This window comes from Luteibacter sp. UNCMF331Sha3.1 (assembly GCF_900109915.1).
Taxonomy (GTDB): domain Bacteria; phylum Pseudomonadota; class Gammaproteobacteria; order Xanthomonadales; family Rhodanobacteraceae; genus Luteibacter.
Genome location: NZ_FOBU01000001.1, coordinates 1242374 through 1267886 on the forward strand (window position 1 = coordinate 1242374; position 25513 = coordinate 1267886).

Here is a 25513-nt window from a genome sequence, read left to right on the forward strand (position 1 = left end):
CCTTCATTCCCCCGGCGTGAAGATGGATTCGATGGGCAGATCGAACAGCGCCGCGATCCGGAACGCGAGCGGCAGGCTGGGATCGTACTTGCCCGTCTCGATCGCGTTCACCGTCTGGCGCGAGACGTCGAGCTGCTCGCCGAGATCGGCCTGCGACCAGCCCGAGGCCGTGCGAAGTTCGCGGACACGGTTGATCATCGGGTGCGGTAGTACCAGTTGATGCCGCACTTGGTCACGCCGAACGTGAAGAGCAGCACCGGCAGTACCCAGATCGCGATCGCCTCGGCAGGTGGCGCAGGCAGGACTTTCGCGTTCAGCAGCATCCCGTAGGTGAAGAAGCCGAAACCGCCGACTGCGCCACCGATCGCGATGGATTCGAGATCGATGCGCCGTTCGAACTCGTCCTGTCCGCGGATCGCACGCACCATGGCGCGGATCATGAAACCGACGGGAAGCACGGGCAGCAGCGTGACGACCGTCCGCGCCGCGGTGCCCTCCAGTGTCTTCAGCCAGGCCACCGAAACCATGATCAGCACGACATAGCCCAGCAGTGCCGGCGCCATTTCCCACAGATATCGCTTGTGTACGGGTCGCATCGTCCGCTCCTCGATGTAAAGCGTGCTTGACACAGATCCTGAGGCACGCCACCCGGCCTGTCAAGTGACCTTGACACCGCCATGAGCGCATTCGGCAACGTCAGGTCATTCCGGCAATGCATCCGAAATTTCACACACGGCCGCCTGCGAATCGACCGATTCTTGCATCCGACGGAAACACATCCTGCGTCGCGCCGTTTTCCCGACGCGCCGTCACTCCTGGAGATCCGCCATGCGCCACCTCGTTCGCTCGTCCATGCTCGTCGCCCTCGCAGGCGTCGTCGCGTCACTCGCCCCGCCCGCGCAGGCGGCCACCGCGACCGCCACGTTCAACGTCCGCATCACCATCACCGCGGCCTGCGATATCGCGACGACCGCCCCGACGGACGTGAACTTCGGCTCGCAGCCGTCGACCGCGACCAATGTCGACAACCAGGGCGCGCTCAACGTGAACTGCACGCCCAGCGCGCCGTACACCATCTCGCTCGACAACGGCCAGAACGGTACCGATGCGAACTCGCGCAAGATGAGCAACGGCACCGCACTGGTCCCCTACCAGCTCTACCGGGCCGCGTCGCGCGGCGCGGCGGACGTCTGGGGAAGTACGACGGGAGCGGGCGGCAACGTCTTCGCCGGGACCGGCACGGGAACGGTGCAGAACCTGCCGGTCTACGGACGCGTGCCCAGCGCCAACTTTCCCGCAGGGAGCTACAGCGACGTCATCACCGCGACGATCACGTACTGACGGTGCACCCATGGGCGCCCCGCATGGCGATGGCGGCCGCGACGATCGTCGCGGCGTTCGCTGCGCCGCTGGCGACGGGCAGCGGCCTGCAGGTCTCGCCCATCGGCCTCAGCGTCGCGGCGAAAGCGCAGGCCGAGGCGCTGTGGCTGACCAATACGGGGACGGAGCCGATCCACGCCCAGGTACGCGTCTTCCGCTGGACGCAGGCGGATGGCAAGGATTTCCTGGAGCCTTCGCGCGATCTCGTCGTCAGCCCGCCCATGGTGACCATCGCGCCCGGCGACCGTCAGATGGTCCGGGTGATCCGACAGGTCGCGCCACCGGAGGGTACGGAAGCGGCGTACCGGGTGCTCGTCGACGAACTGCCGGTGGATGGCGCCAAGAAGGAAGGTCTGCAATTCGTGCTGCGGTATTCGATACCCGTGTTCCTGGCGCCGCGCGGCGACCCGACGGTCAGCGCGACATTGCAGGCGACATGGGAAGCATCGCCCACGGGCGGCGCGCTACGCGTGAGCAACGTGGGGAGCGGGCATGCGCAGATCGCCGACATCGTGCGGCAGGACGCACACGGCGAGCGAACGGTGCTGCGGAACGGGCTGGTGGGCTACGCGCTGCCGGGCGCCACCATGCGATGGGTGCTGCCGTCCGCGCCGGACGGCGGCAGCGTACGTGCAAGGGTCAATGGTGACCCGACCGAGTCGACGCTGGTCGTGGACCCGGGCAGCCGCTAGCGTCCTGATGCTCGACGCCGGCAGCACGCATGCGACGACGACCGAGGCGCTGGCGGTTCCGCCGCCGTCCACGATCACGGCACGCACCAGGACGGTCGGCGAGGATCTCTATCTCGAGGTCGTACTCAACGGCGCGAAGACGGAGGCGCTCGTGCATTTCGTGCGCCGCGACGACACCCTCTGCGCGACGACCGCCGACCTCGGTCGCCTCGGCTTCCACGTGCCGGCCGTCGATGGCGAGCGCTGCCTCCGCGATCTGCCGGGCGTGCGCATGACTTACGACGTGGCGGCGCAACGCGTGGTCATCGACGCGCCGAACGACATGCTCGCGCTCCCGACCACGGTCCTCAACCGCCCGGAGCGAAGCACGCTGGCCGCGACCAGCGGTAACGGCGTGCTGCTCAACTACGACGTCTACGCTTCCCACGGCGGCGGTCTGGGCAACCTTTCCGGTTTCGCCGAGCTGCGCGCCTTCAGCGACGGACTCGGCGTGCTCAGCAGCACGTCGCTGACCCGGCGATACCAGACGCGCGAGGATGGCTGGCAAGGGGACTCCGTGCGACTCGACACCCAGTGGCGGCTGTCGATGCCCGATCGCGCACAGGCCCTGACGATCGGCGACACGTTCACCGGGTATCTCTCGTGGACGCGCGCGACGCGCATCGGCGGCATCGCGTACGGGACCGACTTCGCGCTGCAACCGTACCGTGTCACCACGCCGCTCCCGCAGTTCTTCGGTCAGGCGACCGCGCCATCGGCGGTGGAGCTCTACGTCGACGGTGTCCGTCAGTACAGCGGACGCGTACCCGCCGGGCCGTTCCAGCTCACCGCCGTGCCCGGTGTCGATCAGGCAGGACAGGCGCAGGTCGTGCTCACCGACGCGCTCGGCCGGAGCAGCACGGTCACGTTTCCGTTCTACGCCGCGCGTCGCCTGCTCAGCGCGGGACTCGACGACTGGTCGGTGGAACTGGGGACCGTGCGCGAGGCGTATGGCATCGACTCGTTCGCTTACGGCAGCGCGCCGATCGGCAGTGCGACGTGGCGCCACGGCGCCAGCGATCGACTCACGCTCGAATCGCACGCCGAGGCCGGGGACGGGCGCGGCACCGCCGGGGTGGGCGCGGTGTGGAATCCGGGCGGCGCGCATGTCCTGAACGGCTCGCTGTCGCTGTCTCGCGGCGGTGGATCCCAGTACGGTGCCGGCTACGCGTGGAACGGTCGCATCGTGAACGTGTCGTTCGATACCGTCCGCGGCAACGCACGGTACCGCGATGTGGCGGCGGGCTACGGCTCGCCACCCCCGCGCGTCAGCGACCGTGCGCTGATCGGCTTCAACGTGCGCCAGTCGAGCTTCGGCGCGAACCTCGTTCGCCTGCGCTATGCGGGACAGCCGACATCGCGCTATGCGGGCCTTTTCGTGCTGCGCAACGTCGGTGGCGGCATCTCGCTCAATGCCAGCTACAACCAGAACCTCGACGATGCCGGCGATCGCAGCGTGTTCATCGGTATCACCGTGGCGATGGACGAGCGGACGACGTGGAGCGCGTCCGTGCAGCGCGACCGCGGCCACACCTTCGGGATCGTGGACGCGAGCCGGCCCATCGACGGCGACGGCGGCTTCGGTTGGCACGTGCAGGGTCGCGGCGGCGCGTACGGCGGTGGGCTCGGCGAGGTGGGCTGGCTCGGCAACCGTGGGCAGCTCACCGTGGGCGGCAGCACGATGGGTCACTCCTCGTACGGTTACGCGGACGCGAACGGAGCGCTCGTGCTGATGGGCGGTCATGCGTTCGCGGCGCGCCGCATCGACGACGCGTTCGCACTGGTGACCACCGAAGGTGCGCCGGACATCCCCGTGCTGCTCGAAAACCGGCGCACTGGCGTCACCGATCGCCGCGGCCTGTTGCTGGTGTCGCGACTCAATGCTTACCAGGAAAACCGGCTCGCCATCGATCCGCTGGACCTGCCGGCCGACGATCGCGTGCAGCGCGTGGAGGCGGTCGTCGCGCCGGCGGATCGTTCGGGTGTGGTCGTCCGTTTCCCGATCAGGCACGTCCGGGCGGCATCGGTCATCCTCGTGGACGACCGTGGCGAACCGATCCCTCTCGGCTCACGCGTCGGCGTGGGCCCGGGCGAGGACGCGATCGTCGGCTACGACGGCATCGTCTACCTCGATGGCCTGCCGGGAAGCGCGACGCTGGGCGTCGTGCGACCCGACGGCACGCGCTGCTCCGCCACGCTCGTGTATCCCGCCGGCGCGCGCGACCTGCCGCAACTCGGCCCGTTGACCTGCAGGGACGATGCGCCATGAAGTGGTTCGCGCTGACGCTGATCGCGTTAGCCGCCCTGCTCGGCAGCGGACGCGCGCACGCCCTGACCAATTGCAGCATCACCGGCATCACCACCGTCGCGTTCGGACCCGTGAACCCTACCGACGGTCTCGTCGACGGTTCCGCCACCATCGACTACAGCTGCACCTATACCGGCGGCCTGCTGGGCGGCCTCTATGGCGTATACCTTACCGGCTGCATCGGCCTCGCACCCGACGACCAGGGCAGCGTCTCGCCGCGCACCCTGCTCAACGCCAACAACGACCGCCTGCGCTACGACCTGTACAAGGACTCGCAGCGGACCAGCGTGTGGGGGCCGATCGGCAACGCGACGTACACGCCGTTCACCTTCCAGCTGTCGTTCACCATCCTTTCCAGTCCACAGACACGGACGGGCTCGGCGACGATCTACGGACGCGTGCCCGCCGGACAGACGACGCTTTCCGCCGGCGCCTACAGCGGCACGCTCACGGGGGGCACCAGCGCGAACGGGATCGCTTACCGCTACACCGAGGCGCTGCTCGCGCTCGGCACGTTTCCGGCCTCGTGCCAGACCGGCGGCGGTGGCGGCGGTGCGCTCGCCGGACCGGCCTCGACCGTGACCGCCACGGTGTCGAAGCTCTGCACGATCGCGACGGCGACGGAGCTGAACTTCGGCAGCGTGTCGGGATTGCTGCGCACCAACAGCGACCAGACGTCGCTGCTACGACTGACCTGCACCCATCGCACGGCCTACCAGGTGGGCCTCGACAATGGGCAGAACGCGTCCGGCGGGGTGAGACGCATGACCTCGGGCACCGGATTCGTCGCGTACGAGCTGTACCGCGACAGCCAGCGGACACAGCGCTGGGGCAACACGCTCGACACCGACACGGCGGCGGGCTCCGGCTCGGGCAGCGAGCAGACACTGACGGTGTACGGCCGCGTTCCCATGCAGTCCGCGGCGCGCGCCGGGGATTACAGCGATGTGGTCACGGTCACTGTCACGTATTGATTCCGGCGTATCAGAACGTGATCGCGACACCGGCCTGCGCGGTCAGCCCTTCCTCGCCGCCCCGCCCCGTGCGCAGTCGCCGCGATACGACGACGTGCGCCGAGGTATGCGACCACAGTTCGGCCCGTGTACCGGCTTCCGCCGTCCACGCGCCCGCTGCCGTACCGGTCGGGAAGCGTTCGCCGCCCACCGTCGCGCGCGCACCCGCATCGCGGGCGGCGTCGTAGCGCGCTTCCAGGAACGGCGTCCACGTGGAGAGCACCCGGCCCTCGGGCCGATAGGGCAGCGAGAGTCGCGCTCCCACACGGCCACCCAGACGCTCCGCGCGCGTGGCGCCGATGCGGATCGTGTCGCGATCGACCGCACCGTTGAGGCGAAGCCGCTGCCACGTCGCGCCGACACGCGGCTCCAGGATCAGGCGAGTGCCGGGCTGCCACGGATACGCCGCCGACAGCGTGGCCAGTGTCCCGTTGGCCCGATGGCGTGACAGCGTTTCGCCGCGTGCCGGGGACGCCACCGACGCACGGTAATGCGTCATGCCGTAGCTCGCCGAGGCACGCCAGCCACCGTCGGTGACGACGCCCGCCAGCAGCGCGACGCCGCGTGCGTCGAGTCGCATGCTCGCCGGACCGTCGACATCCTTCGGCACGACATGCGAGGTACCGAGGGTCACGACGGCACCGACACGCAGCCAGGCACGGCCGGACCGCTTCGCGATCGCGTCGCCACCGAACTGGAGTCCGCGATCGCGACGCCGGTAAGCGATGCCGAATTCGTCGAAGGACAGCGTGCTTCGATACGCCACGTCGGCACCGAACGCCTGCACGCGCAACGACGGCTCGCGCGGCGCGTCGTACGCGGCACGCTCCAGCGCGTCGGCGCTCGTCTGCGCATAACCGAGCACGGCGTGCGCCATCGCGAGATACGCAGGCACCTGCGGCGCAAGAGCGTTGCGTGTGCGTCGCCCGACGCTCCGGGTCGCGGGATGCGCACGCAGCCCACGTTCGTCGACGCGAGCGCTCTGCAGCCGGAAATCCCAGAAGCCACCTTCACCATCGACCAGGCGTTGTGCCGGATCCGATACGTCGGGCGCGAAGCCGTTCAGTTCGTAACGCCACGGACCGACCACGACATGATCGCCGGCGAGCACGAACGTGTCCGGTGCCGCGTTGCCGCCGACCTGCACGATGCTGATGCCATCGGCGGCGCCGTTGGCCGCCCGGCGCCCCGCGGTGGACGCACCGGCGCCGCCGGCGTTCTCGACGTGCACCACGGTGCGACCCGATGCGTCGCCGCTCACCAGCAGGCGATCGGTCGCCTGCTTGCGCAGGGGACCGCCACCGTCGAGGCGCGTATGCAGCAGCACCGTCGACTCCCCCTCGCCCGACCACGTGCGGGCACGCAGCGTCGCGAACGCGTTGTCGCGACGTGCGAATACGACACGGCTGGCGTCACGCAGCGCGATCGCGTCCACCTGGCTGTTCCCTTCCACGACCCAGTCCGAGCGCTCCAGACGGACGGATGAAAGTCGCTGCGCGGCACCCTGCCAATGACTGCGCACCAGCGTGACGTCGAGCACGCCGGCCGCGTCGCGCGCCATGTCGCCGACGAGCCGGCTGTCGCTGGCGTCGAGGCGCAAACCGGATTCACCCGATACGACACGACCGCTGAGCGAACTCGACGCCACGGCGACGGTGGCGGCGCCGCCACCGCGGACACGCGTGTCGATCGCGTACCCGTCGTGCGGCGCCCGTACCGCGGAGTCGCTCAGCGTCGCGCGGCTCGTGCCGTCGAGCGTCAGGCCCGCACCGAGCGAGGCCACCGTGACGTCGGTGCGTTCGAGCGCGATGGACGCGCCATGCTGCGCGTGGAGACCGACGCCCGAAGGAGCCCGCGCGGCCACGCGACTGTCGATCAGCGAGATATCGCCACCATCCAGGACGGCCACGCCGTACGCCCTTCGATTCGGGGTGCTTTCGCCATCGTTGACGATCGTGACGTGGTCGGCGTCGACCGTCGCCCGGGCACCCACGCGTAGCGCGACGGCCGAGGCGGCCGACGTGCCGACGACGTCGCCGGGATCGAGCTGCACGGCCTCGCGGGCGTCGACCACCAGCCCGCGGTCGAACCGCGTCGCCTGCGCGGACGCGGCGCAGGCACCCAACACGGCGCACGCGAGTGCGCGGCGCCCGAACGAACGTGTTCCCATGCTGCCTTCCCAGTGTCGCGACAAGGCGAAGCACGTTAGTCGCGGCAGGAAACGCCGTATGTCGGTGCGAGACGCAAGCCGCGTGGGCGGCTGCCCTGAAGGAATTCAGTCGGGGTCGCGGGACCAGTCGCCGCGCCGTGGCTTCGCCGCGTGCTTCGGGCCCGCCTTGCGCTTGAGGCGTGCCTCCAGCGTCGCGGCCTGTTCTTCGCGCTCGTCGTGCAGCTTGAGGAAGTTGCGCCAGCGCTGCGGCGACAGTTCGCCCGACGCGAGCGCGGCCTGGATCGCGCAGCCCGGCTCGTTGCCGTGGCTGCAATCCGCGAAGCGGCATTGCGCGGCGAGCGCTTCGATGTCCGCGAACAGATCGAGGTTCTCTTCCCCGGTGAGCTTCAGCTCGCGCATGCCCGGCGTGTCGATCAGACAGCCGCCGGTGGGCAGGCTGAGCAGGGCACGATGCGTGGTGGTGTGACGGCCACGGCTGTCGTTCGTGCGCACCGCGCCTGTCGCCATGCGCTCCTCGCCCAGCAGCGTGTTGGTGAGCGTGGACTTGCCCGCGCCCGACGACCCGACGAGTACGGCGCTCATGCCCGGACCCAGGTACGGCGCGAGCAACGACACCGTGGCGGGATCCTTCGCGTTGATCGCATGCACCGCCGCGTCCGCGGGCAGGCGCGCGACCAGCGCGTCGAGCGCCGCCGGCACGTCGACACCGGTGTCGGCCTTGCTCAGGAGCACGACCGGGCGGGCGCCGGAGCCTTCCACCAGCGTGAGGTAGCGCTCGATGCGGGACGGATTGAAGTCGCCGTCGAGCCCCGTCAGCACGATCACGAAATCGATGTTCGTCGCGATGATCTGACGCTCGTAGCGCTCGCCTGCCGCCGCCCGCGTGAGCACGGATCGCCGCGTCAGCACCTCTTCGATCACCGGATGGCTGGCGTGGTCGAGCAGGACGAAGTCGCCGACGGCGGGCCGCAGCGAGGGATCGAGCCCGCGTTTGAGGAAGGCGCCAGCGGGCTGCGCGTTGAACGCGACCGACCCGTCATGGACCTCGTAGCCCGCACGATGCTGCGCCACCACGCGTGCCAGTCGGCGTGGATCGTCCGGCAGGGAGGGCTCTCGCCAGCCGATGCGGCGCAGTCGCGCCAGGTCCGGTGTGTCGGTCATGGCCGCGATTATGCCCGCTCCAGGGCCGTTTGCCGCCTCGCGGCGTTCCGGAGACGCTGTTAGGATCGGATCGCGACCGCCGGGAAAGGGCCTGGCGGCGTGTGCCGGAAGTCCCGACGTGTCCTCGATCAAGCCCAGCGCGCACCTGGCGGAAGTGCGCTACGAAATCCGCGGCGCCCTGACCCGGCGCGCACGCGACATGGAAGCCGCCGGCCAGGCGATCATCAAACTGAACATCGGTAACCCGGGTCGCTACGGGTTCACGACGCCGCCGCATCTTCGCGAGGCCATCGGCGCGCACCTCGTGGACAGCGAGGCCTATGGGCACGAACAGGGTCTTGAAGAGGCCCGCGAAGCGATCGTCGGTCAGCAGCGCGCCCGTGGCGCGACGGGCGTCGACGTCGAGCGCGTGTTCATCGGCAACGGCGTCAGCGAGCTGATCGACATCTCGTTGCGCGCGCTGCTGCAGCCGGGCGACGAGGTGCTGCTGCCCAGCCCCGACTACCCGCTGTGGAGTGCCGCGACGATCCTCAACGACGGCAGCCCCCGGTACTACCGCTGCCTCGCCGAGAACGGTCACCTCCCCGACCCCGACGAGATCGACGCGCTGGTAGGCCCGCGCACGCGCGCGCTCGTGCTGATCAATCCGAACAATCCCACGGGCGCGGTCTATCCGAGGGCCCTGCTCGAACGCATCGTCGACGTGGCGCGCAAGCACGGCCTGCTGCTGCTCTGCGACGAGATCTACGACGAGATCCTCTACGACGGCACGCCGTTCCAGCCGCTCGCCGCCATCGCCGGCGACCATCCGTGCATGAGCTTCGGTGGTCTCTCGAAGGTGCATCGCGCGTGCGGTTACCGCGTCGGCTGGATGAGCCTCTCCGGCGATACGGCACGCACCGCCGAGTACCGCGACGCGTTGCAGCTGCTCGCCGCCCTGCGCCTGTGCGCTAACGTCACCGCGCAGTGGGCCGTGCGACCCGCGCTGCTCGACAAACCCACCATCGGCAGCCTCACCGCCCCCGGTGGCCGCCTGCACGAAGCCCGCCGGGTCGTGCTCGAACACGTCGCGGCCAGCCCGTTCCTCGATGTCGTCGCACCCGGCGGCGCGATCTATGCCTTCCCGCACGTGCGGGCCGATGCCATCCCGCACTTCGACGACACCGCGTTCGCGCTCCGCCTGCTGGAAGAGGAAAACGTGCTCGTCGTGCCGGGCACCAGCTTCAACCTGTCCGCTAGCCGGCACCTGCGCCTCACGTTGCTGCCCGAGCCGTCGCAGCTCGCGGAAGTATTCGTGCGCATCGACCGCGTGCTCACGCGCATGGCCGCCGAATCCGCGCCGACCGCGAGCGCGGTCGCCTGATGGGTCGGGCGGCGTTCCTCGCGCTCGGCGACTCGTACACCATCGGCGAAGGCGTTCCCGAGGAGGGCCGCTGGCCGGTCCAGCTCGCGGCCCGGTTGCGCGAGCGCGGCATCGATGTCGACGCGCCGCGTATCGTGGCGACCACGGGTTGGACGACGGACGAGCTCTCGGCGGCGATCGACGGCGCCGGCCTCCACGGTCGATGGGGTCTCGTCACGCTGCTGATCGGCGTGAACAACCAGTACCGCGGCCGACCGGCGAGCGAATACCGCACGCAGTTCCTCGCACTGCTGGAACGCGCGACCGCCTTCGCCGGCGACGCGCGACGTGTGGTCGTCGTATCGATTCCCGACTGGGGCGTCACCGCGTTCGCGGAAGGTCGCGACCGGGCGACCATCGCGAGCGAGATCGACACCTTCAACGCGATCGCCCGCGACGAAACGCTGCGCATGCATGCGCGTTGGGTGGACGTCACGCCGGCATCGCGCCGCGCGGGCGCGGCGCCCGGCATGCTGGTCGACGACGGCCTGCACCCGTCGGCCGCGCAGTACGCGACCTGGGTCGAGGCGATCCTGCCCGAGGCCCAGGCGGCGCTGCGCGAACTGCGCGCCTAAGGGGGAGCCCGCCTGCTGTCGATGGAAGCTTGCGGCGAGCACCCATCGCGGCCGAGGCCGCTCCCACATGAGCTCTCCTGGCAAGGCGGCCCGCTGCCACACGGCTGCAACCTTGCCGCCACCGCACGGTTACCTGTCGCCCCGAGACTGGGCACCCGGGACAACCCCGGGAACCGATGCCATGGCGAAGCTCACCTGCCGCAGCGCCTTCATCTCCGACGTGCACCTCGGCACGCCCGACTGCAAGGCGGCCTACCTGCTCGACTTCCTCCGCCAGGTGGACTGCGAGCGTCTCTATCTCGTCGGCGACATCGTCGACCTCGAGGCCCTGGCCAGGCGCCACTGGTGGCACCCCGACCATAGCGCGGTGATCGCCGAGCTGTTCGCGATCGCGGCGCGCGGCGTCGAGGTCATCTACATCCCGGGCAACCACGATTTCTCCATGCGCGGCCTCGCCGGGACGACACTGGCCGGCATCCGCGTGGAACTCGACGCCATCCACGAAGGCGCCGACGGCCGCCGCTACCGGGTAAGCCACGGCGACGAATTCGACCCCGAACACGTCGGCCGACGCTGGATCGCGTGGCTGGGCGACACGCTGCACCGCTTCATCTGCTGGGCCAACCGCCGCGTCCACGCGGTGCGCCTGCGGCTGGAACTGCCCTACCTGCCCCTGTCGATCATCCTGAAGTCGCATGTGGGCGCGGCGCTGGAATACATCCGTGGCTACGAAAAGCGCGTGGCGGACGACGCGCGCGAACGCGGGCTCGACGGGCACATCTGCGGCCACATCCACTTCGGCCATATCCGTCCGATGGACGGCATCCTCTACCTGAACGACGGCGACTGGGTCGAGCACTGCACGGCGCTCGTGGAAGACTTCACGGGCGCCATGGAGCTGATCCACTGGACCGAGCGGGTCACGCCGCTGGGTCGCGCCAGCCGCGAGACGGTGCTGCCGTCGCCCGAAGCGGTCCTCGGCTTCGCCCCTCTCGCCGACTGCCGGGCCGATCTGTCCGCCCTGCGGGGCGCCGGAGTGTCGATAGCGGGTTGAAAGTGACGGCCGGGGGGCCCATGTGCGATGGATGCCGGTAAAATGGCCCCTCTCTCTCCCGCGGTGACCCCATGGCCCTCGATACACCCACGCGCGAGCGCATCGAAACCCTGCTCGGCCAGCACGACGTCGTGCTGTTCATGAAGGGAACGCGCCAGCAGCCGATGTGCGGTTTCTCCGCCGCGGCGATCAACACCCTGAACGACGTGATCCCGGCTTACCACACGGTCAACGTGCTGGAAGATCCGGAGATCCGCGAGGGCATCAAGGAATTCGGCCAGTGGCCCACCATTCCGCAGCTCTACGTGAAGGGCGAACTGGTCGGCGGCTCGGACATCATCCGCCAGCTGTACACCAGCGGCGAGCTCTACACGATGTTCGGCCAGGCCGCGCCCGACCGCACGCCGCCGGAAATCACGATCACCGAGAAGGCCGCCGAGGCCATCCGCGGCGGCATGGCGAATGCGCAGGGCATGGCGCTGCACCTCGAGATCGGCCCCGACCATAGCGCCGGCTTCCAGCTCGCGCCCGCCGGCGATCACGACATCGTCGTCGTGGCCAACGGCATCGAGGTGCATTTCGACCCGGGCAGCGCGGCACGCGCGAAGGGCATCGTGATCGACTGGGTGTCCACGGTGCAGGGCGAAGGCCTCAGCCTGAAGTTCCCGGGATCGATTGGCACGATGAACGTGCAGGACCTGAAGGCACGCATCGACGCCGGCGACATCGTGGTGGTCGACAACCGCCCGGCGGCCAGCCGTGCGGAGCTCGCGCCGATCGCCGGCGCGCGCATCCTCGAGAACGAAGGCTTCGAAGCACTCGGACAGCTGCCGAAGGACACGCCGATCGCGTTCATCTGCAACTCCGGCGTTTCCAGCGTCGCCGACGCCAAACGTCTCGCGGCGCATGGCTTCACGGAGGTCTACAGCGTCGACGGCGGCATGCAGGCCTGGGCTCGCAAGATCGGCGAGTAAGCGACGCGACATGCTTCATAGCGAAACGGCGCCCTCGGGCGCCGTTTTTTTCGACCGTCCGAACGCCTTCGCATGTGGCCGGCACCGATCAGCACTCCGGACGTCGATGCTCTCGTCTTCTCACTGTGACTCGTGCGCCGGTCCTGAGGGAACCAGAAGTACATGTCTTTTCCGCCATACAGCCATCGCACCCCCTGAAATCGCTGGATGTCGTTGAGAAGGACACGGATCGCTTCGTGGATATCCATCTCCATGTCCTCGAGCGCACCCGTGCCGGAAAGCGGGCCGAGGCGTTCATCCGCATCCATGATCAGCGTCTCCGCCGCGACGTCGAAGCGCGCGCGGATGTGGATGGGCAGAGGATCCTCCTCGATGTAGGACCGACGGTTCGCGGCCTCGTTGGCCAGCGCCTCGATCCTTCGCTCGAGCGCTGTTCGCTCGGCCACGTCGATCACGCCCAGCGGCCGATCGTGTCCCGTCGCCACAGCAGTCCACGCCATGGCGCCCGTCAGCGCGAGAGCGGCGGCGATCACGCGCAGCCGCGCGGCCGCACACGTCTTCCTTCTTTGCATCGTTGGTTCTCCCGGTGATCCGACCGGCGCTCCACGCGGCGCGATGCACGCGCGATGTCGACGGACGGTACGAAGCATCGTGCGATCTCGTGGCGAGGCAGCCTGCCGGGGAACATCGGAAGATTGGGCGCCGGTGCCCGTGACGAAACGTGGGTGACGCCCAGAGGTCAGGCGACGGTTAGCGCCAACAACGTCGCGGCTTCCACCAGTTCGATCAAGGCACCCGCCGTGTCGCCGGTGAAACCGCCCAGGCGACGCATCACCGCCCGGCGCCATAGCCATGCCGTCGCGGCCGCGACGAGCAAAGAGACGATGCCGTGCACGCCGGCCATCAGGCAGATCGCGACGACGCACCCCATGGCCACATGGCATCCCGTCGCCGGTGCGCCACGCAGCGGATCGCCGAGTCCCGCCGCGCGCACGTAAGGCGTCGACAGGAACCACGCGACGATCGCGCCGCGCCCCAGCAGCGGGGGGAGCAGCAGCCACCACGCGTTCGCCAGCGTCGCCAGCGCCGCGAATTTCAGCAGCAGTACCAGTACCAGTGCGACGACACCCGCCGGCCCGCTGCGCGGGTCCTTCATGATCGCCAGCGTGCGTTCTCGATCGCCCATGCCGCCGATCCACGCGTCCGCGCTGTCGGCCAGGCCGTCCAGATGAAGCGCGCCGGTGATCGCCACCCAGCCCACGAGCAGCACCGCGGCAGCCGGCAGGGCAGGCATGCCATGCAGGAGCATCGCGGCGCCCGTCAGCAGCAACCCGATCGTCGCGCCCACCAGCGGATACCACTTCAACGAGGCCGCCTGCGACCGTCGATCGACATCGGACACGCGAACGGGAATGCGCGTGAGGAAGCCGAAGGCGACGACGAGCCCGCGCATCAGCGCGACCACGCCAGGGGATGCAACGACGCGTGCGGCACGTCGATGCCCGCCATGTCGCCGAAGTCCCGCCGCTCCGCCACACAGTGCAGCAAACGGATCGCGCCGCCGTGCGTCACGACCAGGACGCGCGACGACGACGCTTCGGTCGCCACGTCGTCGAGTGCGGCGGTCAACCGCGCGTGGAACGCGTCGAACGTTTCACCGCCCGGTGGCGGATGCGCGACGGGATCCGCCCAGAAGCGTCCGAGCGCATCGCCATCCGTTTCCGCGATGGTTTCGATCGGTACGCCCTGCCAGTCGCCGAAATGATATTCGACGAGGCGCGGATCGAGGCGCAGCGGCAAGCCGCTGCGCTCCGCCAGCTCTTCGGCGAAACGCGCGCAGCGCGCCATCGACGACGATACGATGCGGTCCCACGTGCCGCCCTGCACGGCGTCGCGCAACTGTCGCCAGCCGAGCTCGCTCAGCGGATCGTCCAGTTGCCCGCGATAGCTGCGCTGTCCCGTATCGCCGTGGCGAAGGAGATCGATGCTCATGCTTCCGACACTCCCGCTTCCGCGAACGTCGCCATCGACGCATGCAGCGCACAGGCCATGCGCAGCAGCGGCACGGCGATGGCCGCACCGCTCGCTTCGCCCAGCCGGAGGCGCAGATCGAGCAGCGGCTCGGCGTCGAGTGCCGCGAGAATGCGCGCGTGACCACGCTCGCGCGATTTGTGCGCGAACACGAGCCACGGCCGGACCTCCGGACGGAGCGCCACGGCGGCCAGCGCGGCGACGCTCGCGATGTAACCGTCGACCAGCACGGGTAACCCACGCTGCGCCGCGGCGACGAACGCACCCGTCAGGGCGGCTATCTCGAAGCCACCGAGGCGGCGCAGGCGTTCTCGCGCCGTCTTCGCGGAAGCATGGTGATGCAACGCGCGCGCGATCACGCCCGTTTTGCGTGCGATGCCGGCGGCGTCCAGCCCCGTGCCCGCACCCGCGAGCGTGCCGGGGGCGGCGCCGAGCAGGGCGCATCCGAGCGCGCTCGCCGCGGTGGTGTTGCCGATACCCATGTCGCCACCGATGTAGATGTCGGTGCCGTCCTCGATGGCGCGTTCCACGCTGGCGAGGCCTTGGGCCAACGCGGCGTCGAGCTGCGCGTCGGTCATGGCGTCGTGCGTGACGAAGTTCGCCGTGGAGGGCGCGATGACGTGCCGGCGCACGCCGGGGACGTCGCCCGGATCGTTCACGGTGCCGAGGTTCACCACTTCCAGCGTCGCACCCAGTTCGCGCGCGAGCACCGCGATGGCGGCGCCACCGCCGGCGAAGTTGCGCACCATCTCTCCGGTGACCGCCTGCGGAAATGCCGACACGCCCTCGGCGGCGATGCCATGGTCGGCCGCGAACACGGCGATACGCACTCGCGACGCGGATGGCATCGTGCGACGTTGCAGTCCGGCGAGCTGGATCGCCACCGTCTCCATCCGGCCGAGCGAGCCCGCCGGTTTGGTGAGCACCTTCTGCCGCGCCCTGGCCGCGTCGGCGAAGGCGTGATCGGGAACGCGGCACGGCGCCGCGAGCCAGTCGTTCATGGAGGAGTTCCTTTGAGGGTCAGAGGCAGGCCGGCGGCGACGAAGATCGCGCGATCGCAGCGTTGCGCCAGCGCCTGATGAAGACGCCCCGCTTCATCGACGAAGCGACGCGTCAGCTCGCCCATCGGCGTGATGCCGAGGCCGACTTCGTTACTCACGAACACGATGTCGCCGGGGAGGTCGGACACCGCGTCGAGGAGCGCCGCGCGCTCGATGTCGAATCGCGATGGCGCGGCACCCAGCAGGTTGGAGAGCCAGAGCGTGAGGCAGTCGACGAGAACGAGCCGATCGCCGCGCGCGCACTCGCGCAACGTGGCCGCGAGGGCGAGCGGCTCTTCCACGAGCGACCACGACGACGGGCGTCGCGCCCTGTGGTGTGCGATGCGCGATGCCATCTCGCCGTCCAGCGCCTGCGCCGTGGCGATATAGACGATATCGAGCCCACTCTCGTTCGCAAGGCGCTCCGCGAGTGCGCTCTTGCCGGAGCGTGCACCGCCAAGGATGAGCGTCAGCATGGGGCACATTCCAGAAGTCGGGCGAGCACCGCGGTGTCCATCCACGTATCGACCGCATCGGCGAGACGGTCCAGCGTCGCTTCGCGCTGCGCGTCGATGTCGAAAACCGGGGTGGCCGATCCGTCGCCCAGCCACGCCGCCAGCGCTTCCGGGTGATCGAAGAGACCGTGCAGGTAGGTCCCGGTCACGCGGCTATCGGCCGAGCGCGCGCCATCGGAGCGGCCGTCGTCGAGGTGCACGGCAGGATGGGCCAACGCGTCGCCCTCACTCACCCCGCAGTGGATTTCGTAACCCCTGACGCGGGCACCGCCGTCCGCGAGGCGCCCCGTGACGTTCGCCAGTCGCTTCACCGGCAGGAGCCGCGTTTCGAGATCCAGCAGGCCGAGGCCTTCCGTCGATCCCGCCGGCCCTTCGATACCGTCGGGGTCGTGCACCGCGCGGCCGAGCATCTGCATGCCGCCGCAGATCCCGACGACGCGCCCGCCGTAGCGCACGTGTCGCAGGATCGCGGCGTCCCAGCCCTGCGCGCGCAGCCAGGCGAGATCCGCGCGCGTGGACTTCGAACCGGGAAGCACGATCAGGTCGCACGACGGAAACGGTTCACCCGGTCCGACGAAGATGCAGTCGACGTCCGGATGCAGGCGCAAGGCGTCGAGATCGGTGTGATTGCTGATGCGCGGCAACGCGGGTACGGCGACGCGCAGCCGCGCGTCCGGCCGCGCGACGTGGGCACGCGGCAACGCGTCTTCCGCCTCGAGCACGAGGCCGTGCAGCCACGGAAGGACGCCGAGCACCGGCTTGCCCGTCTCGCGTTCGAGCCAGTCGAGGCCCGGTTGCAGCAGCGCGATGTCGCCGCGAAAGCGATTGATGACGAACCCGACCACCCGCTCGCGCTCGCTCACGGACAGCAGCGCCAGCGTGCCCACCAGATGCGCGAACACGCCGCCACGATCGATGTCGGCGACGAGCAGCACCGGGCAGTCGACGGCTTCGGCATACCCCATGTTCGCGATGTCGCGATCGCGCAGGTTGATTTCCGCCGGGCTCCCCGCGCCTTCAACGACCACCGCGTCGTAAGCCGCCACGAGCCGGTCGTGCGAGACGAGCACCGCTTCCATCGCGACGCGTTTGTAAGCGTGGTAGCCCACCGCATCCATGTTGCCGATGGGATGCCCGTGCACGATCACCTGCGCCCCCGTGTCGCTGTTCGGCTTCAGGAGCACGGGATTGAAATCGGTATGCGGTGCGACGCCGGCGGCCTGCGCCTGCACGGCCTGCGCGCGGCCGATCTCGCCGCCGTCGACGGTGACCGCCGAGTTGAGCGCCATGTTCTGCGGTTTGAATGGCGCCACAGCGACACCACGTCGGCGCAGCCAGCGACACAGGGCCGCGACGACCGTGCTCTTGCCGGCATCCGACGTGCAGCCCTGCACCATGAGCACGCGGGCGGTCATGCCAGCACCTCCGCCAGCGCGCGGTCCAGTCGCGCGACGTTCGCCTCGTCGCCGGGAAGCCCGAAGCGCAGCGCGGAGGGATCGTCGAAGACGCGCACGAGCACCGCATGCCGGCACAGCGCCTCGGCGATCGCCGCCGCCTCGGCGTGCCGCACGTACTGGAAGAACTCGCAGCCGCCGTCGGGCGCGAGGCCATGCGCCGCGAGCAACGCGGCGAGCCGCGCGCTCCCCCGGCGCAACGATTCACGCACGGACACCTGCCAGACAATGTCGCGCAACGCGCGGGTCACGGCGTCTCGTGTCGGTCCGCTCAGTGTCCACGGACCGAGTTCCTCGCCGAGCGCATCGAGGATCGTCGGCGACGCCGCGACGAAACCCGCGCGCGCGCCGGCGAGGCCGAAGAACTTGCCGACGGAGCGCAGCACGATCAGTCCCTCGCGGGCCTCGGATACGAGGCTTTCTTCCGGACGGACATCGATGAACGCTTCGTCGACAATGAGCCAGCGTGCCTCGCCCATGGACTCATGCAGCATGAGCGTATCGGCACGCGACAGGAAATCGCCCGTCGGATTGTTCGGCCGGATCAGCACCACCACGTCGAACGCCGCGGGCCGCTCGCGCACGTCGGCAAGCGACACCGTCACGACGTCGTGCCCCGCGCGTCGCCAGGCGTGCGCATGTTCCGCGTACGCCGGTGCGATCACCGCGACGCGCGAGGGGCCACGCAGCCGTGGAAGCGCGGCGATCGCGGCCTGCGATCCGGCGACGGGAAGCAGATGCCCGGCGCCGTAGTACTCGCGTGCCGCCGACAGCAACCCGTCGTCGTCCTCCGGCAAGCGATGCCATGCCGCGTCGGGCGCCGGCGGTACGGGCCATGCGTACGGGCTCACGCCCGTCGACAGATCGAGCCACCGCTCGCGCGCGATGCCGTGGCGTGCCGCGGCGCGACCGAGGCGCCCACCGTGTTCAAGCATGACGAATCGCTCCGATGCATAGCGCGACGACGAGCCAGGCGACGACGCCGCGGTCCACGAGTCGCAGGGCACGCCGGATCGTTCCGGCGTCGGGTGCCAAACCTTCCCCCAGCGTCGGGCGCGCTTCCCATTGCCCGTGGTAGGGCGCCGCACCGCCGAGGCTCACGCGCAACGCACCCGCCCCCGCAGCCATGACCGGGCCGGCGTTCGGGCTGTCCCACGTCGGCGCCTGTCGACGCCAGCAGCGCATCGCGGTCGCCGCATCGCCCAGCGCGGCATACGTCAGCGCGGTGAGCCGCGCGGGCACGAAGCCGAGCGCGTCGTCGGCTCGCGCGGCGCACCAGCCGAAACGTTCGTATCGCGGCGTGCGATATCCCCACATCGCATCGAGCGTGTTCGCAAGGCGGAACAGCAACGCGCCGGGTGCGCCGAGCACGACGAACCAGAACAGGGCGCCGAACACGGCATCGTGGCCGTTTTCGAGCACCGATTCCGTCGCTGCCGCGGCGACACCGCGCGCGTCCAGCACGTCGGTATCGCGACTTACCATGCGCCCGACGGCGTCGCGAGCCGACGCGAGATCGCCAGCCGACAACGCGTCGGCCACCGGACGTGCATGCTCGCCGAGGCTGCGCCGGCCCAGCGCGCCGTAAAGCACGAGCACGTCGATGCCGAACGCCGCGATGCCGCCGCTCAAAACGTGTAACGCACCGAGCAGCGTCACCGGAACAAGCACCGCCACGCACCAGGCGACCACGCCCGCGCCGCGGCGGTCGGCGTGGATGCGCCGCTCGATGGCGCTCGCGACACGACCGAAGCCCACGAGAGGATGGAACCGACGTGGCTCGCCCACCAGCGCGTCGACGAGCACGGCCATCATCGCCGCCAGCGCGGCGGTCACGGCAGGAACAGCCTCATCGCCGCATCCGGATGCGAGGGAAAGTAGAAGTGCACGAAGCTCGCCGTCATCCGCGCGCGCCGGTACACCCGTTCGGTCGTCGGGCCGCCGTTCGGATTCGTCGCGCTCGCCAGCGGTTCGGCGTCGACCGACGCCTGCGCGTAGTGGAAGGAGTGCCCGCGCAACGCACCTTCGGGCAGGTCGACCGACTGCATGCCCAGGGCGGCCATACGCGGCTGCATCGTGGCGTGTCCGGCGATGAGGCCGGCCATGGATGCACTGCGCCCATCGCGATCGGTGAGACGGTCCAGCGCGTAGAGCAGGCCGCCGCATTCGGCGAGCAACGGCCGGCCCGCGTCGACGTGCGCGTGCAGGTCGTCACGCAGTCCGGTCGCCGCGCCGAGGGCGTCGAGATGGAGTTCCGGATAACCGCCGGGCAGCCAGACGGCATCGCACGCGGGTAACCGCTCGCCGGATACCGGCGAGAAGAAGCGCAGGGACGCACCGGCCGCTTCGAGCAGCGCGAGGTTCGCCGGATAGAGGAACGCGAACGCGGCGTCACGGGCGACGGCGATCCGCACGCCGTCGAGACGCAGCGTGGACACGACGGCATCCGGCACGGCGAACGTCACGGGTGGCGGGAGCGCCGTCGCCTCCTGCGCGAGCCACGCATCCGCCAGCGCGTCGAGGCGCGCGTCGAGGTCGGCCAGCTCGTCTGCCGGCACGAGCCCTAGGTGACGTTCCGGCAGGCTCATGGCGACGTCGCGCGGCAGGGTGCCGCACCATGCGGTGCCCGGGTCCAGGCTCTCGCGCAACAGCGTCGCGTGATACGCACTGCCGACGCGGTTCGCAAGGACGCCATGGAACGGCAGCCCGTAGCGGTAGGTGGCCAGACCGTGCGCCAGCGCGCCGAACGTCTGCGCCATCGCGCTTCCGTCGATGACGGCCAGCACCGGCAGGCCGAACGCGATGGCGAGGTCCGCGCTGGACGGGGAGCCATCGAAGAGTCCCATGACGCCCTCGACGAGGATGAGATCCGCGTCGCCCGCGGCGTCGTACAGACGTGCGCGCACGTCCTCCGGGCCGCCCATCCACGGGTCGAGCTGAAACACCGGGCCGCCGCTCGCACGTTCGAGGATCATCGGGTCGAGGAAGTCCGGCCCCGTCTTGAACACGCGCACGCATAGGCCTTTGCGCGTTTGCGCCCGTGCGATGGCAGCGGTGACGCTGGTCTTGCCCTGCCCCGATGCGGGCGCGGATACCAGCAAGGCCGGACAGGAGCGGGTCACAGCTCCACGCCCTTCTGCGCGCGGATGCCGGCCTGGTACGCGTGCTTCACCACGCGCATTTCCGTCACCGTATCGGCCACCGCGACGAGCGCGTCCGGCGCGCCGCGACCGGTCACGACCACGTGCTGTCGCCCGGGACGCGAGGTCAGCGCGTTCAGAACGCGGTCGAGCGGGATGTACTGCTTCACCAGCGCGATGTTGAGTTCGTCGAGCAGCACGAAGTCGTACGCCGGGTCGCGCAGCATCCGTTCGGCGACATCCCACGCTGCCAAGGCCGCGGCGATGTCGCGCGTCCGATCCTGCGTTTCCCACGTGTAGCCTTCGCCCATCACGTGGTAATCGAGCGGGCCATCCTCGAACATGCGGAAGAACGCCTCCTCGCCGGTGGAAAAGCTGCCCTTGATGAACTGCACCACGCCGCAGCGGAAGCCATGGCCGAGCGACCGCGCCAGCATACCGAAGCCGGACGAACTCTTGCCCTTGCCGTTGCCCGTGTTCACTACGAGCACGCCGCGATCGATGGTGGCGCGCGCGATGCGCCGGTCGATCAGCGCTTTTTTCCGGCGCATGCGGTCGCGATGACGCGCGTCGTCGTCCATCTCGTGCCAGGGCGTCGGCTCCGTCATGCGCGTGCGGTCTTGCCGTCGCCCGTGCGCGGCGCGAAGCGGAACACGAGCGCCTGCGCCACCTGCGCCACGGCGACATAAGCCGCGGCCGCGCGTACGAAGAGTGGCGCCCACTGCATGAAGCGGTCGAGGTACTGGGCCATGTTCGGCTCGGAATACCGCCCGCCCAGCCAGTAGAACGCGCCGTTCGACACGGCGTAGGACAGCGTGGCGGCGACCAGCAGCGTGCCGAACACGATCGCGTGGGATGCGAAGGATCCGTCGTAGCGCGGCGCGACCAGACGACCGGCATACCAGAGCACGGCATAAGCCAGCGGCAGGAACGAGTACGCCACCGTGATGCAGAAGTCGCTGACGCCGGCATAGCTCACCGAGTACCAGTCGATGAGCACCGACAGCACGACGAAGGCGACGAAGGCCAGATGCCTGCGCAGGTAGATGCCCCCGAGGAAGAACAACGCCATCGAGGCGTCCGGCAGGTGCAGCACGTCGCCGAAGTGATGGAATCGCGTGGCGATCATCACCAGTGCGAACAGCGCGGCGACGGCGGCGAACAAGGGGCGTGACAACGGTTTCATCGGATGTCCTTCGGTGGGGGCGTCGATCAGGAACGCGGCTGGTAGCGCAGCGTCAGCATCCAGTTGCGACCGGGCTGGTTGAAATAGCGCGCGGTCTCGTAGTGGCGGTCGAACACGTTCTTCGCGGCGAGTTCCACCTTCCACGCGGCATCGAAGGCGTAGGCCATGCGCAGGTCGGTCAGCGCGTAGCCGCCCAGCCGGTTGAGGTTCGCGGTGTCGTCGTAGCGGTAGCCGGAGGCGAACACGCTGGCACCGACGCTCACGGCGCCGAACGTGCGGTCGACGTCGACGTTGGCGGTGCGACGCGCGCGACGCGGCAGCAGGTTGCCACGCGTGCCGTCGTCGCTGCGGTCCTCCGGCTGCAGCCACGTCGCGTTCCCGCCCAGGCGCCAGTCGCCGAGCGTGGTGTCGGCGGCGAGCTCCACGCCGCGGATGCGCGATCGATCGATGTTGTTCGCGCCGCCGAACGGGAACAGCGGGCCGCTCAGGCTCGAGTCGAACACGATCAGGTGGTCGATTTCGTTCTGGAACGCGTTGAGCGACCAGTTGCCCCAGACCGGCGTGCCGCGGATACCCAGTTCCCAGTTGCGGGACGTTTCGGGTGCGAGGTCCGGATTGCCGTAATCCGGGTAGTACAGATCGTTGAACGTCGGCGCCTTGAAGGCGGTACCGTAGCTACCCGTGACGCGCAGCGACTTCGTCAGCGCGTAACCGTACTGCAGGCTGCCGGTCGTCTTGCCGCCGAACTGGCTGTTCTCGTCGTGGCGGAGGCTGCCCTGCACCGAGCTGTCGCCGAACTCCTGCTGCCACTGCGCGAACAGCGCGTGGTTACGACGTGCATCGACGAAGTAGTCGGTGCTGCCGACGACGCGGTCGCGCTGCCAGTCGAAGCCGACCGTCGTCAGGCCCGCGCTGCCGCCGATGCGGCCAAGATCGGCCTGCAGCGAGGCGAGGTCGCGGTGCGTGTTGAACGTGTCGGCGTAATCGCCGTTTTCGTAATCGGTCGAGAGGTCTTCGCTCCGACCGACGTTGGCCGTTATCTGCACGTCCTTCGCCGGCTTGTAGCGCACGCGGCCACCGAGCACCTGCGTCGCCGACTCGGCGAAATTGCTGCTGGTGCCGTCGTAGTGGTTGCGGCCTTCCGACCGCGTGGCCGTGGCATCGGCGTCCCACTGCTCGTCGAAGCGCCAGCCGCCCTTCAGCGACAGCGCGTTGTTGCGGTAGCCGTCGCGATCCGGCTCGTACGTATAGCAGCCGCCACCGCGCGGGCTCGGTTTGCCCCGGCAGGCATTGATGCCGTCGGTCTGGTCGTGGCTCGCCTCCACCGAGTACCAGCCCTGCGTGCCACGGCCGGCGAAGCCGACCGAGCCGCGCAGGGTATCGTAGCTGCCGATGCCGACCGAGGCGTTCGGCACGAACGCACCCTGCGGACGACGGGTGAAGATCTGGATGACGCCGCCCAGCGCGTCGGAGCCGTACAGGCTCGAATAAGGACCACGCACGATTTCGATGCGTTCGATCTGGTCGACCGGGATGTCCTGGAATGCCGCCGTGCCCGAGGTCGCCGAGCCGATCTTCACGCCATCGACGAGCACGAGCACGTGATCGGATTCCGTACCGCGCAGGAAAACGGACGTGGACTTGCCCGGACCGCCGTTGTTGGCGATGGACACGCCGGGCGTGGCACGCAGGAGGTCGGCGAGCGAACGCGGCTGCAGGCGCTCGATCTCGGCGCGATCGATGACCGTGGAGGCGGCGAGTACCTGGCTCTGGGTCAGTTCGGTACGGCTGGCCGTGACGACGACACTGTCGAGGTCCGTCGACGCGTCGGCGGCGTTGACCGGAAGAGGTGCGAAAAGAGCCGTCGCGATGGCGACCGCGAGGGTGGAAGAACGAAACGACACGTGGTGACTCCCTGCGAACCGCGCCAACCCGCGCGGCATGAATGGCGAGGGACGGGCACAGGGTGACGCGGGATTGCCGACGTGGCGACGGCCACCCACGACATGGCCCTCCGCCTGTCCGGTGAATCCCAGTGGCCGGTCTCCGGGCTCGCGAGCGCAGGTTGCCCTGCGGGACGGCGCCTTCCCATGCCATGAAGGCACAGTGGCTTCGATGCCGACCTCGTTGCTCGCCTACCGTTGCGGGGGCAGCTCCGGAATGGCACGAGGCTTCATGGGCCGCGCGCGTCACCGGATTCCCGTTTCAATCCGTGGCGCTGACGCCGCGGATCACCTTGGGGACCGGCATTGTAGCCGAAGCGTGACGACGGCGGTCGCGCCAGCGCAGGACGGGACGTTCCACCGCGTAATGCAGCGCCGCACCACCGGCGAGGGTGGCGACCGCGTAGACGGCGAAGCGAATGAAGCGATGGCCGTCCAGATGGCCGTCCAGCCCCGTATCCACCAGGTGGAACACGCCCTTGTGACTCAGGTACAGGCTGTACGAGGCACGTGCCAGCCACCCGGCGCCCGGCAGATCACAGCGAGCCAGCCACGAGCCGCCGCTGGCGGTCGCCACGAACAGCGCCATGGCGAGCGCGATGAGCGGATAGCCGATGACGCAGGGCCAGAGTTCGGTGCGCGCGCCGTCGAACAGGATCAGCGCGGCGCCGAGGCAGGTCGCGCCAGCGAACAGCAGCGAACCGCTTCGCTCGCGCATCCGGGCCATCGTCGACGGCCGGTAGACGGCGCACGCGGCCAGCGCGACCCCGGCGACCAGGCCGTCGAGACGCGACCACGTGGGGTAGTAGAGATTGCCCAGGTAGGCCAGGCCGACGTCGCTGCCGGTGGCGCGCAGCGGCGCGATCGCGTGTTGCCAGAGCCAGGCGCGAAGCCCGATGCCACCGAGCACCACGGCGACACCGAGCGCGACGGACCGTGCGGTCGACGGTTGGCGCGTCATCGCGATCGCAAGGAAAGGGAAGACGAGGTAGAAATGCTCTTCCACGCACAGCGACCACACGTGCGAGAACGCGAAGCGGGCGTCGCTGCCGACGAGGAGATTGAAGGTGAACGTGAGGAACTGCCAGAGCGGCTGCATCTCCGGCACCTCGCGCCACGCCGGCCAGCAGGCGTAGAGAGCGAGCACGACGAGGAACGCGGGAAGGATGCGCGTCGCGCGGCGGACATAGAAGGCGCGCAGATCGAGCCTGCCGGTGTCCCGCAGCGACGTGAGCACCTGCGTGCCGATGAGGTAGCCGCTGAGCACGAAGAACAGGTCGACGCCCATCCACCCCGATCGTTCCAGCACGCCGAAGCCGTCGCCCAGCCCGCCCACGAGGTAACTGTGGAACAGCATGACCCAGACGATGGCGACGGCGCGCAACGTGTCGAGTCCCGGTGTGCGTTGCATGGTGGCATCCCCTGTCGATCCCGCG

The 25513-nt window shown here is 69.4% G+C and carries 24 protein-coding genes, 1 pseudogene and 1 riboswitch; of the genes and pseudogenes, 8 read left to right on the forward strand and 17 right to left on the reverse strand.

Annotated features, from left to right (window positions below):
- Positions 1–3: 3 nt before the first annotated feature.
- Entirely contained in the window at positions 4–198 is a 195-nt protein-coding gene (locus tag BMX32_RS05520) for a helix-turn-helix transcriptional regulator (protein WP_029214048.1), read from the reverse strand.
- The gene (locus BMX32_RS05525; protein ID WP_089975425.1) at positions 195–596 is read right to left on the reverse strand and encodes a hypothetical protein; all 402 of its coding nucleotides are present in this window, start codon (positions 594–596) and stop codon (positions 195–197) included. The genes BMX32_RS05520 and BMX32_RS05525 overlap by 4 nt, the downstream gene beginning before the upstream one ends.
- A gap of 256 nt (positions 597–852) precedes the next feature.
- Between BMX32_RS05525 and BMX32_RS05530 the strand changes: the two genes are divergently transcribed.
- From BMX32_RS05530 to BMX32_RS05545, 4 genes are read left to right on the forward strand one after another with little or no spacing between them, the layout of a single operon-like run.
- Positions 853–1341 (forward strand): Csu type fimbrial protein, encoded by a 489-nt coding sequence (locus BMX32_RS05530; RefSeq protein ID WP_049808771.1) that lies wholly within the window; start codon positions 853–855, stop codon positions 1339–1341.
- Between the two features lie 23 nt (positions 1342–1364).
- Complete coding sequence (locus BMX32_RS05535) at positions 1365–2072, forward strand: fimbrial biogenesis chaperone (protein ID WP_049808770.1); 708 nt, start codon at positions 1365–1367, stop codon at positions 2070–2072.
- Positions 2073–2079: 7 nt separating this feature from the next.
- Positions 2080–4380, forward strand: coding sequence for a fimbria/pilus outer membrane usher protein (locus tag BMX32_RS05540; protein ID WP_170843566.1), 2301 nt, complete (start codon positions 2080–2082; stop codon positions 4378–4380).
- Positions 4377–5393: a Csu type fimbrial protein gene (locus tag BMX32_RS05545; protein ID WP_089975429.1), complete on the forward strand. Its 1017-nt coding sequence runs from the start codon at positions 4377–4379 to the stop codon at positions 5391–5393. Before BMX32_RS05540 ends, BMX32_RS05545 begins: the two co-directional genes overlap by 4 nt.
- A 10-nt stretch (positions 5394–5403) precedes the next feature.
- Here BMX32_RS05545 and BMX32_RS05550 read toward each other — a convergent pair whose 3' ends face one another.
- Both BMX32_RS05550 and rsgA read right to left on the reverse strand, forming a co-directional pair.
- Positions 5404–7602, reverse strand: coding sequence for an autotransporter outer membrane beta-barrel domain-containing protein (locus BMX32_RS05550; RefSeq protein WP_089975432.1), 2199 nt, complete (start codon positions 7600–7602; stop codon positions 5404–5406).
- A gap of 105 nt (positions 7603–7707) precedes the next feature.
- Complete coding sequence (gene rsgA, locus BMX32_RS05555; protein WP_089975434.1) at positions 7708–8763, reverse strand: ribosome small subunit-dependent GTPase A; 1056 nt, start codon at positions 8761–8763, stop codon at positions 7708–7710.
- A 118-nt stretch (positions 8764–8881) separates the two neighbouring features.
- On the opposite strand from rsgA, the gene BMX32_RS05560 reads away from it, so the two are divergent.
- The 4 genes from BMX32_RS05560 to grxD all read left to right on the forward strand — a co-directional run bounded on the left by BMX32_RS05560 (position 8882) and on the right by grxD (position 12768).
- Positions 8882–10126, forward strand: coding sequence for an aminotransferase class I/II-fold pyridoxal phosphate-dependent enzyme (locus BMX32_RS05560; RefSeq protein WP_089975437.1), 1245 nt, complete (start codon positions 8882–8884; stop codon positions 10124–10126).
- On the forward strand, positions 10126–10740 hold the full coding sequence (locus tag BMX32_RS05565; protein WP_089975439.1) for an SGNH/GDSL hydrolase family protein: 615 nt from the start codon (positions 10126–10128) through the stop codon (positions 10738–10740). Before BMX32_RS05560 ends, BMX32_RS05565 begins: the two co-directional genes overlap by 1 nt.
- Positions 10741–10921: 181 nt before the next feature.
- Entirely contained in the window at positions 10922–11794 is an 873-nt protein-coding gene (locus tag BMX32_RS05570) for a UDP-2,3-diacylglucosamine diphosphatase (protein WP_089975441.1), read from the forward strand.
- A 71-nt stretch (positions 11795–11865) separates the two neighbouring features.
- Positions 11866–12768, forward strand: a complete 903-nt coding sequence (gene grxD / locus BMX32_RS05575; RefSeq protein ID WP_029213166.1) for a Grx4 family monothiol glutaredoxin — start codon at positions 11866–11868, stop codon at positions 12766–12768.
- Here the strand turns inward: grxD and BMX32_RS05580 are convergent.
- The 13 genes and pseudogenes from BMX32_RS05580 to BMX32_RS05640 form a co-directional block, all read right to left on the reverse strand.
- On the reverse strand, positions 12717–13418 hold the full coding sequence (locus BMX32_RS05580; protein ID WP_139206675.1) for a hypothetical protein: 702 nt from the start codon (positions 13416–13418) through the stop codon (positions 12717–12719). The two genes, grxD and BMX32_RS05580, sit on opposite strands and share 52 nt — an antisense overlap.
- A gap of 89 nt (positions 13419–13507) precedes the next feature.
- Complete coding sequence (locus BMX32_RS05585; protein ID WP_089976987.1) at positions 13508–14224, reverse strand: adenosylcobinamide-GDP ribazoletransferase; 717 nt, start codon at positions 14222–14224, stop codon at positions 13508–13510.
- Positions 14221–14760 (reverse strand): histidine phosphatase family protein, encoded by a 540-nt coding sequence (locus BMX32_RS05590; RefSeq protein WP_089975446.1) that lies wholly within the window; start codon positions 14758–14760, stop codon positions 14221–14223. Before BMX32_RS05590 ends, BMX32_RS05585 begins: the two co-directional genes overlap by 4 nt.
- Positions 14757–15800: a nicotinate-nucleotide--dimethylbenzimidazole phosphoribosyltransferase gene (gene cobT, locus BMX32_RS05595; RefSeq protein ID WP_029213170.1), complete on the reverse strand. Its 1044-nt coding sequence runs from the start codon at positions 15798–15800 to the stop codon at positions 14757–14759. Before cobT ends, BMX32_RS05590 begins: the two co-directional genes overlap by 4 nt.
- Positions 15797–16315, reverse strand: coding sequence for a bifunctional adenosylcobinamide kinase/adenosylcobinamide-phosphate guanylyltransferase (cobU, locus tag BMX32_RS05600; RefSeq protein WP_089975448.1), 519 nt, complete (start codon positions 16313–16315; stop codon positions 15797–15799). Before cobU ends, cobT begins: the two co-directional genes overlap by 4 nt.
- Positions 16309–17769: a cobyric acid synthase gene (locus BMX32_RS05605; protein ID WP_089975451.1), complete on the reverse strand. Its 1461-nt coding sequence runs from the start codon at positions 17767–17769 to the stop codon at positions 16309–16311. The genes cobU and BMX32_RS05605 overlap by 7 nt, the downstream gene beginning before the upstream one ends.
- Positions 17766–18743 (reverse strand): threonine-phosphate decarboxylase CobD, encoded by a 978-nt coding sequence (gene cobD, locus BMX32_RS05610; protein WP_089975454.1) that lies wholly within the window; start codon positions 18741–18743, stop codon positions 17766–17768. Before cobD ends, BMX32_RS05605 begins: the two co-directional genes overlap by 4 nt.
- Positions 18736–19623, reverse strand: coding sequence for an adenosylcobinamide-phosphate synthase CbiB (gene cbiB, locus BMX32_RS05615; RefSeq protein ID WP_170843607.1), 888 nt, complete (start codon positions 19621–19623; stop codon positions 18736–18738). The genes cobD and cbiB overlap by 8 nt, the downstream gene beginning before the upstream one ends.
- 17 nt (positions 19624–19640) lie before the next feature.
- The gene (locus tag BMX32_RS05620) at positions 19641–20930 is read right to left on the reverse strand and encodes a cobyrinate a,c-diamide synthase (protein WP_244511424.1); all 1290 of its coding nucleotides are present in this window, start codon (positions 20928–20930) and stop codon (positions 19641–19643) included.
- Complete coding sequence (gene cobO / locus BMX32_RS05625; protein ID WP_089975462.1) at positions 20927–21556, reverse strand: cob(I)yrinic acid a,c-diamide adenosyltransferase; 630 nt, start codon at positions 21554–21556, stop codon at positions 20927–20929. Before cobO ends, BMX32_RS05620 begins: the two co-directional genes overlap by 4 nt.
- Positions 21553–22134 (reverse strand): hypothetical protein, encoded by a 582-nt coding sequence (locus BMX32_RS05630; RefSeq protein WP_089975464.1) that lies wholly within the window; start codon positions 22132–22134, stop codon positions 21553–21555. The genes cobO and BMX32_RS05630 overlap by 4 nt, the downstream gene beginning before the upstream one ends.
- Before the next feature lie 26 nt (positions 22135–22160).
- Complete coding sequence (btuB, locus tag BMX32_RS05635; RefSeq protein ID WP_280140820.1) at positions 22161–24038, reverse strand: TonB-dependent vitamin B12 receptor; 1878 nt, start codon at positions 24036–24038, stop codon at positions 22161–22163.
- 115 nt (positions 24039–24153) lie between these two features.
- Positions 24154–24388, reverse strand: a riboswitch (cobalamin riboswitch).
- Positions 24385–25488: pseudogene (locus tag BMX32_RS05640) on the reverse strand (acyltransferase); the annotation flags it as partial. (Overlaps the previous riboswitch by 4 nt.)
- Positions 25489–25513: the final 25 nt, after the last annotated feature.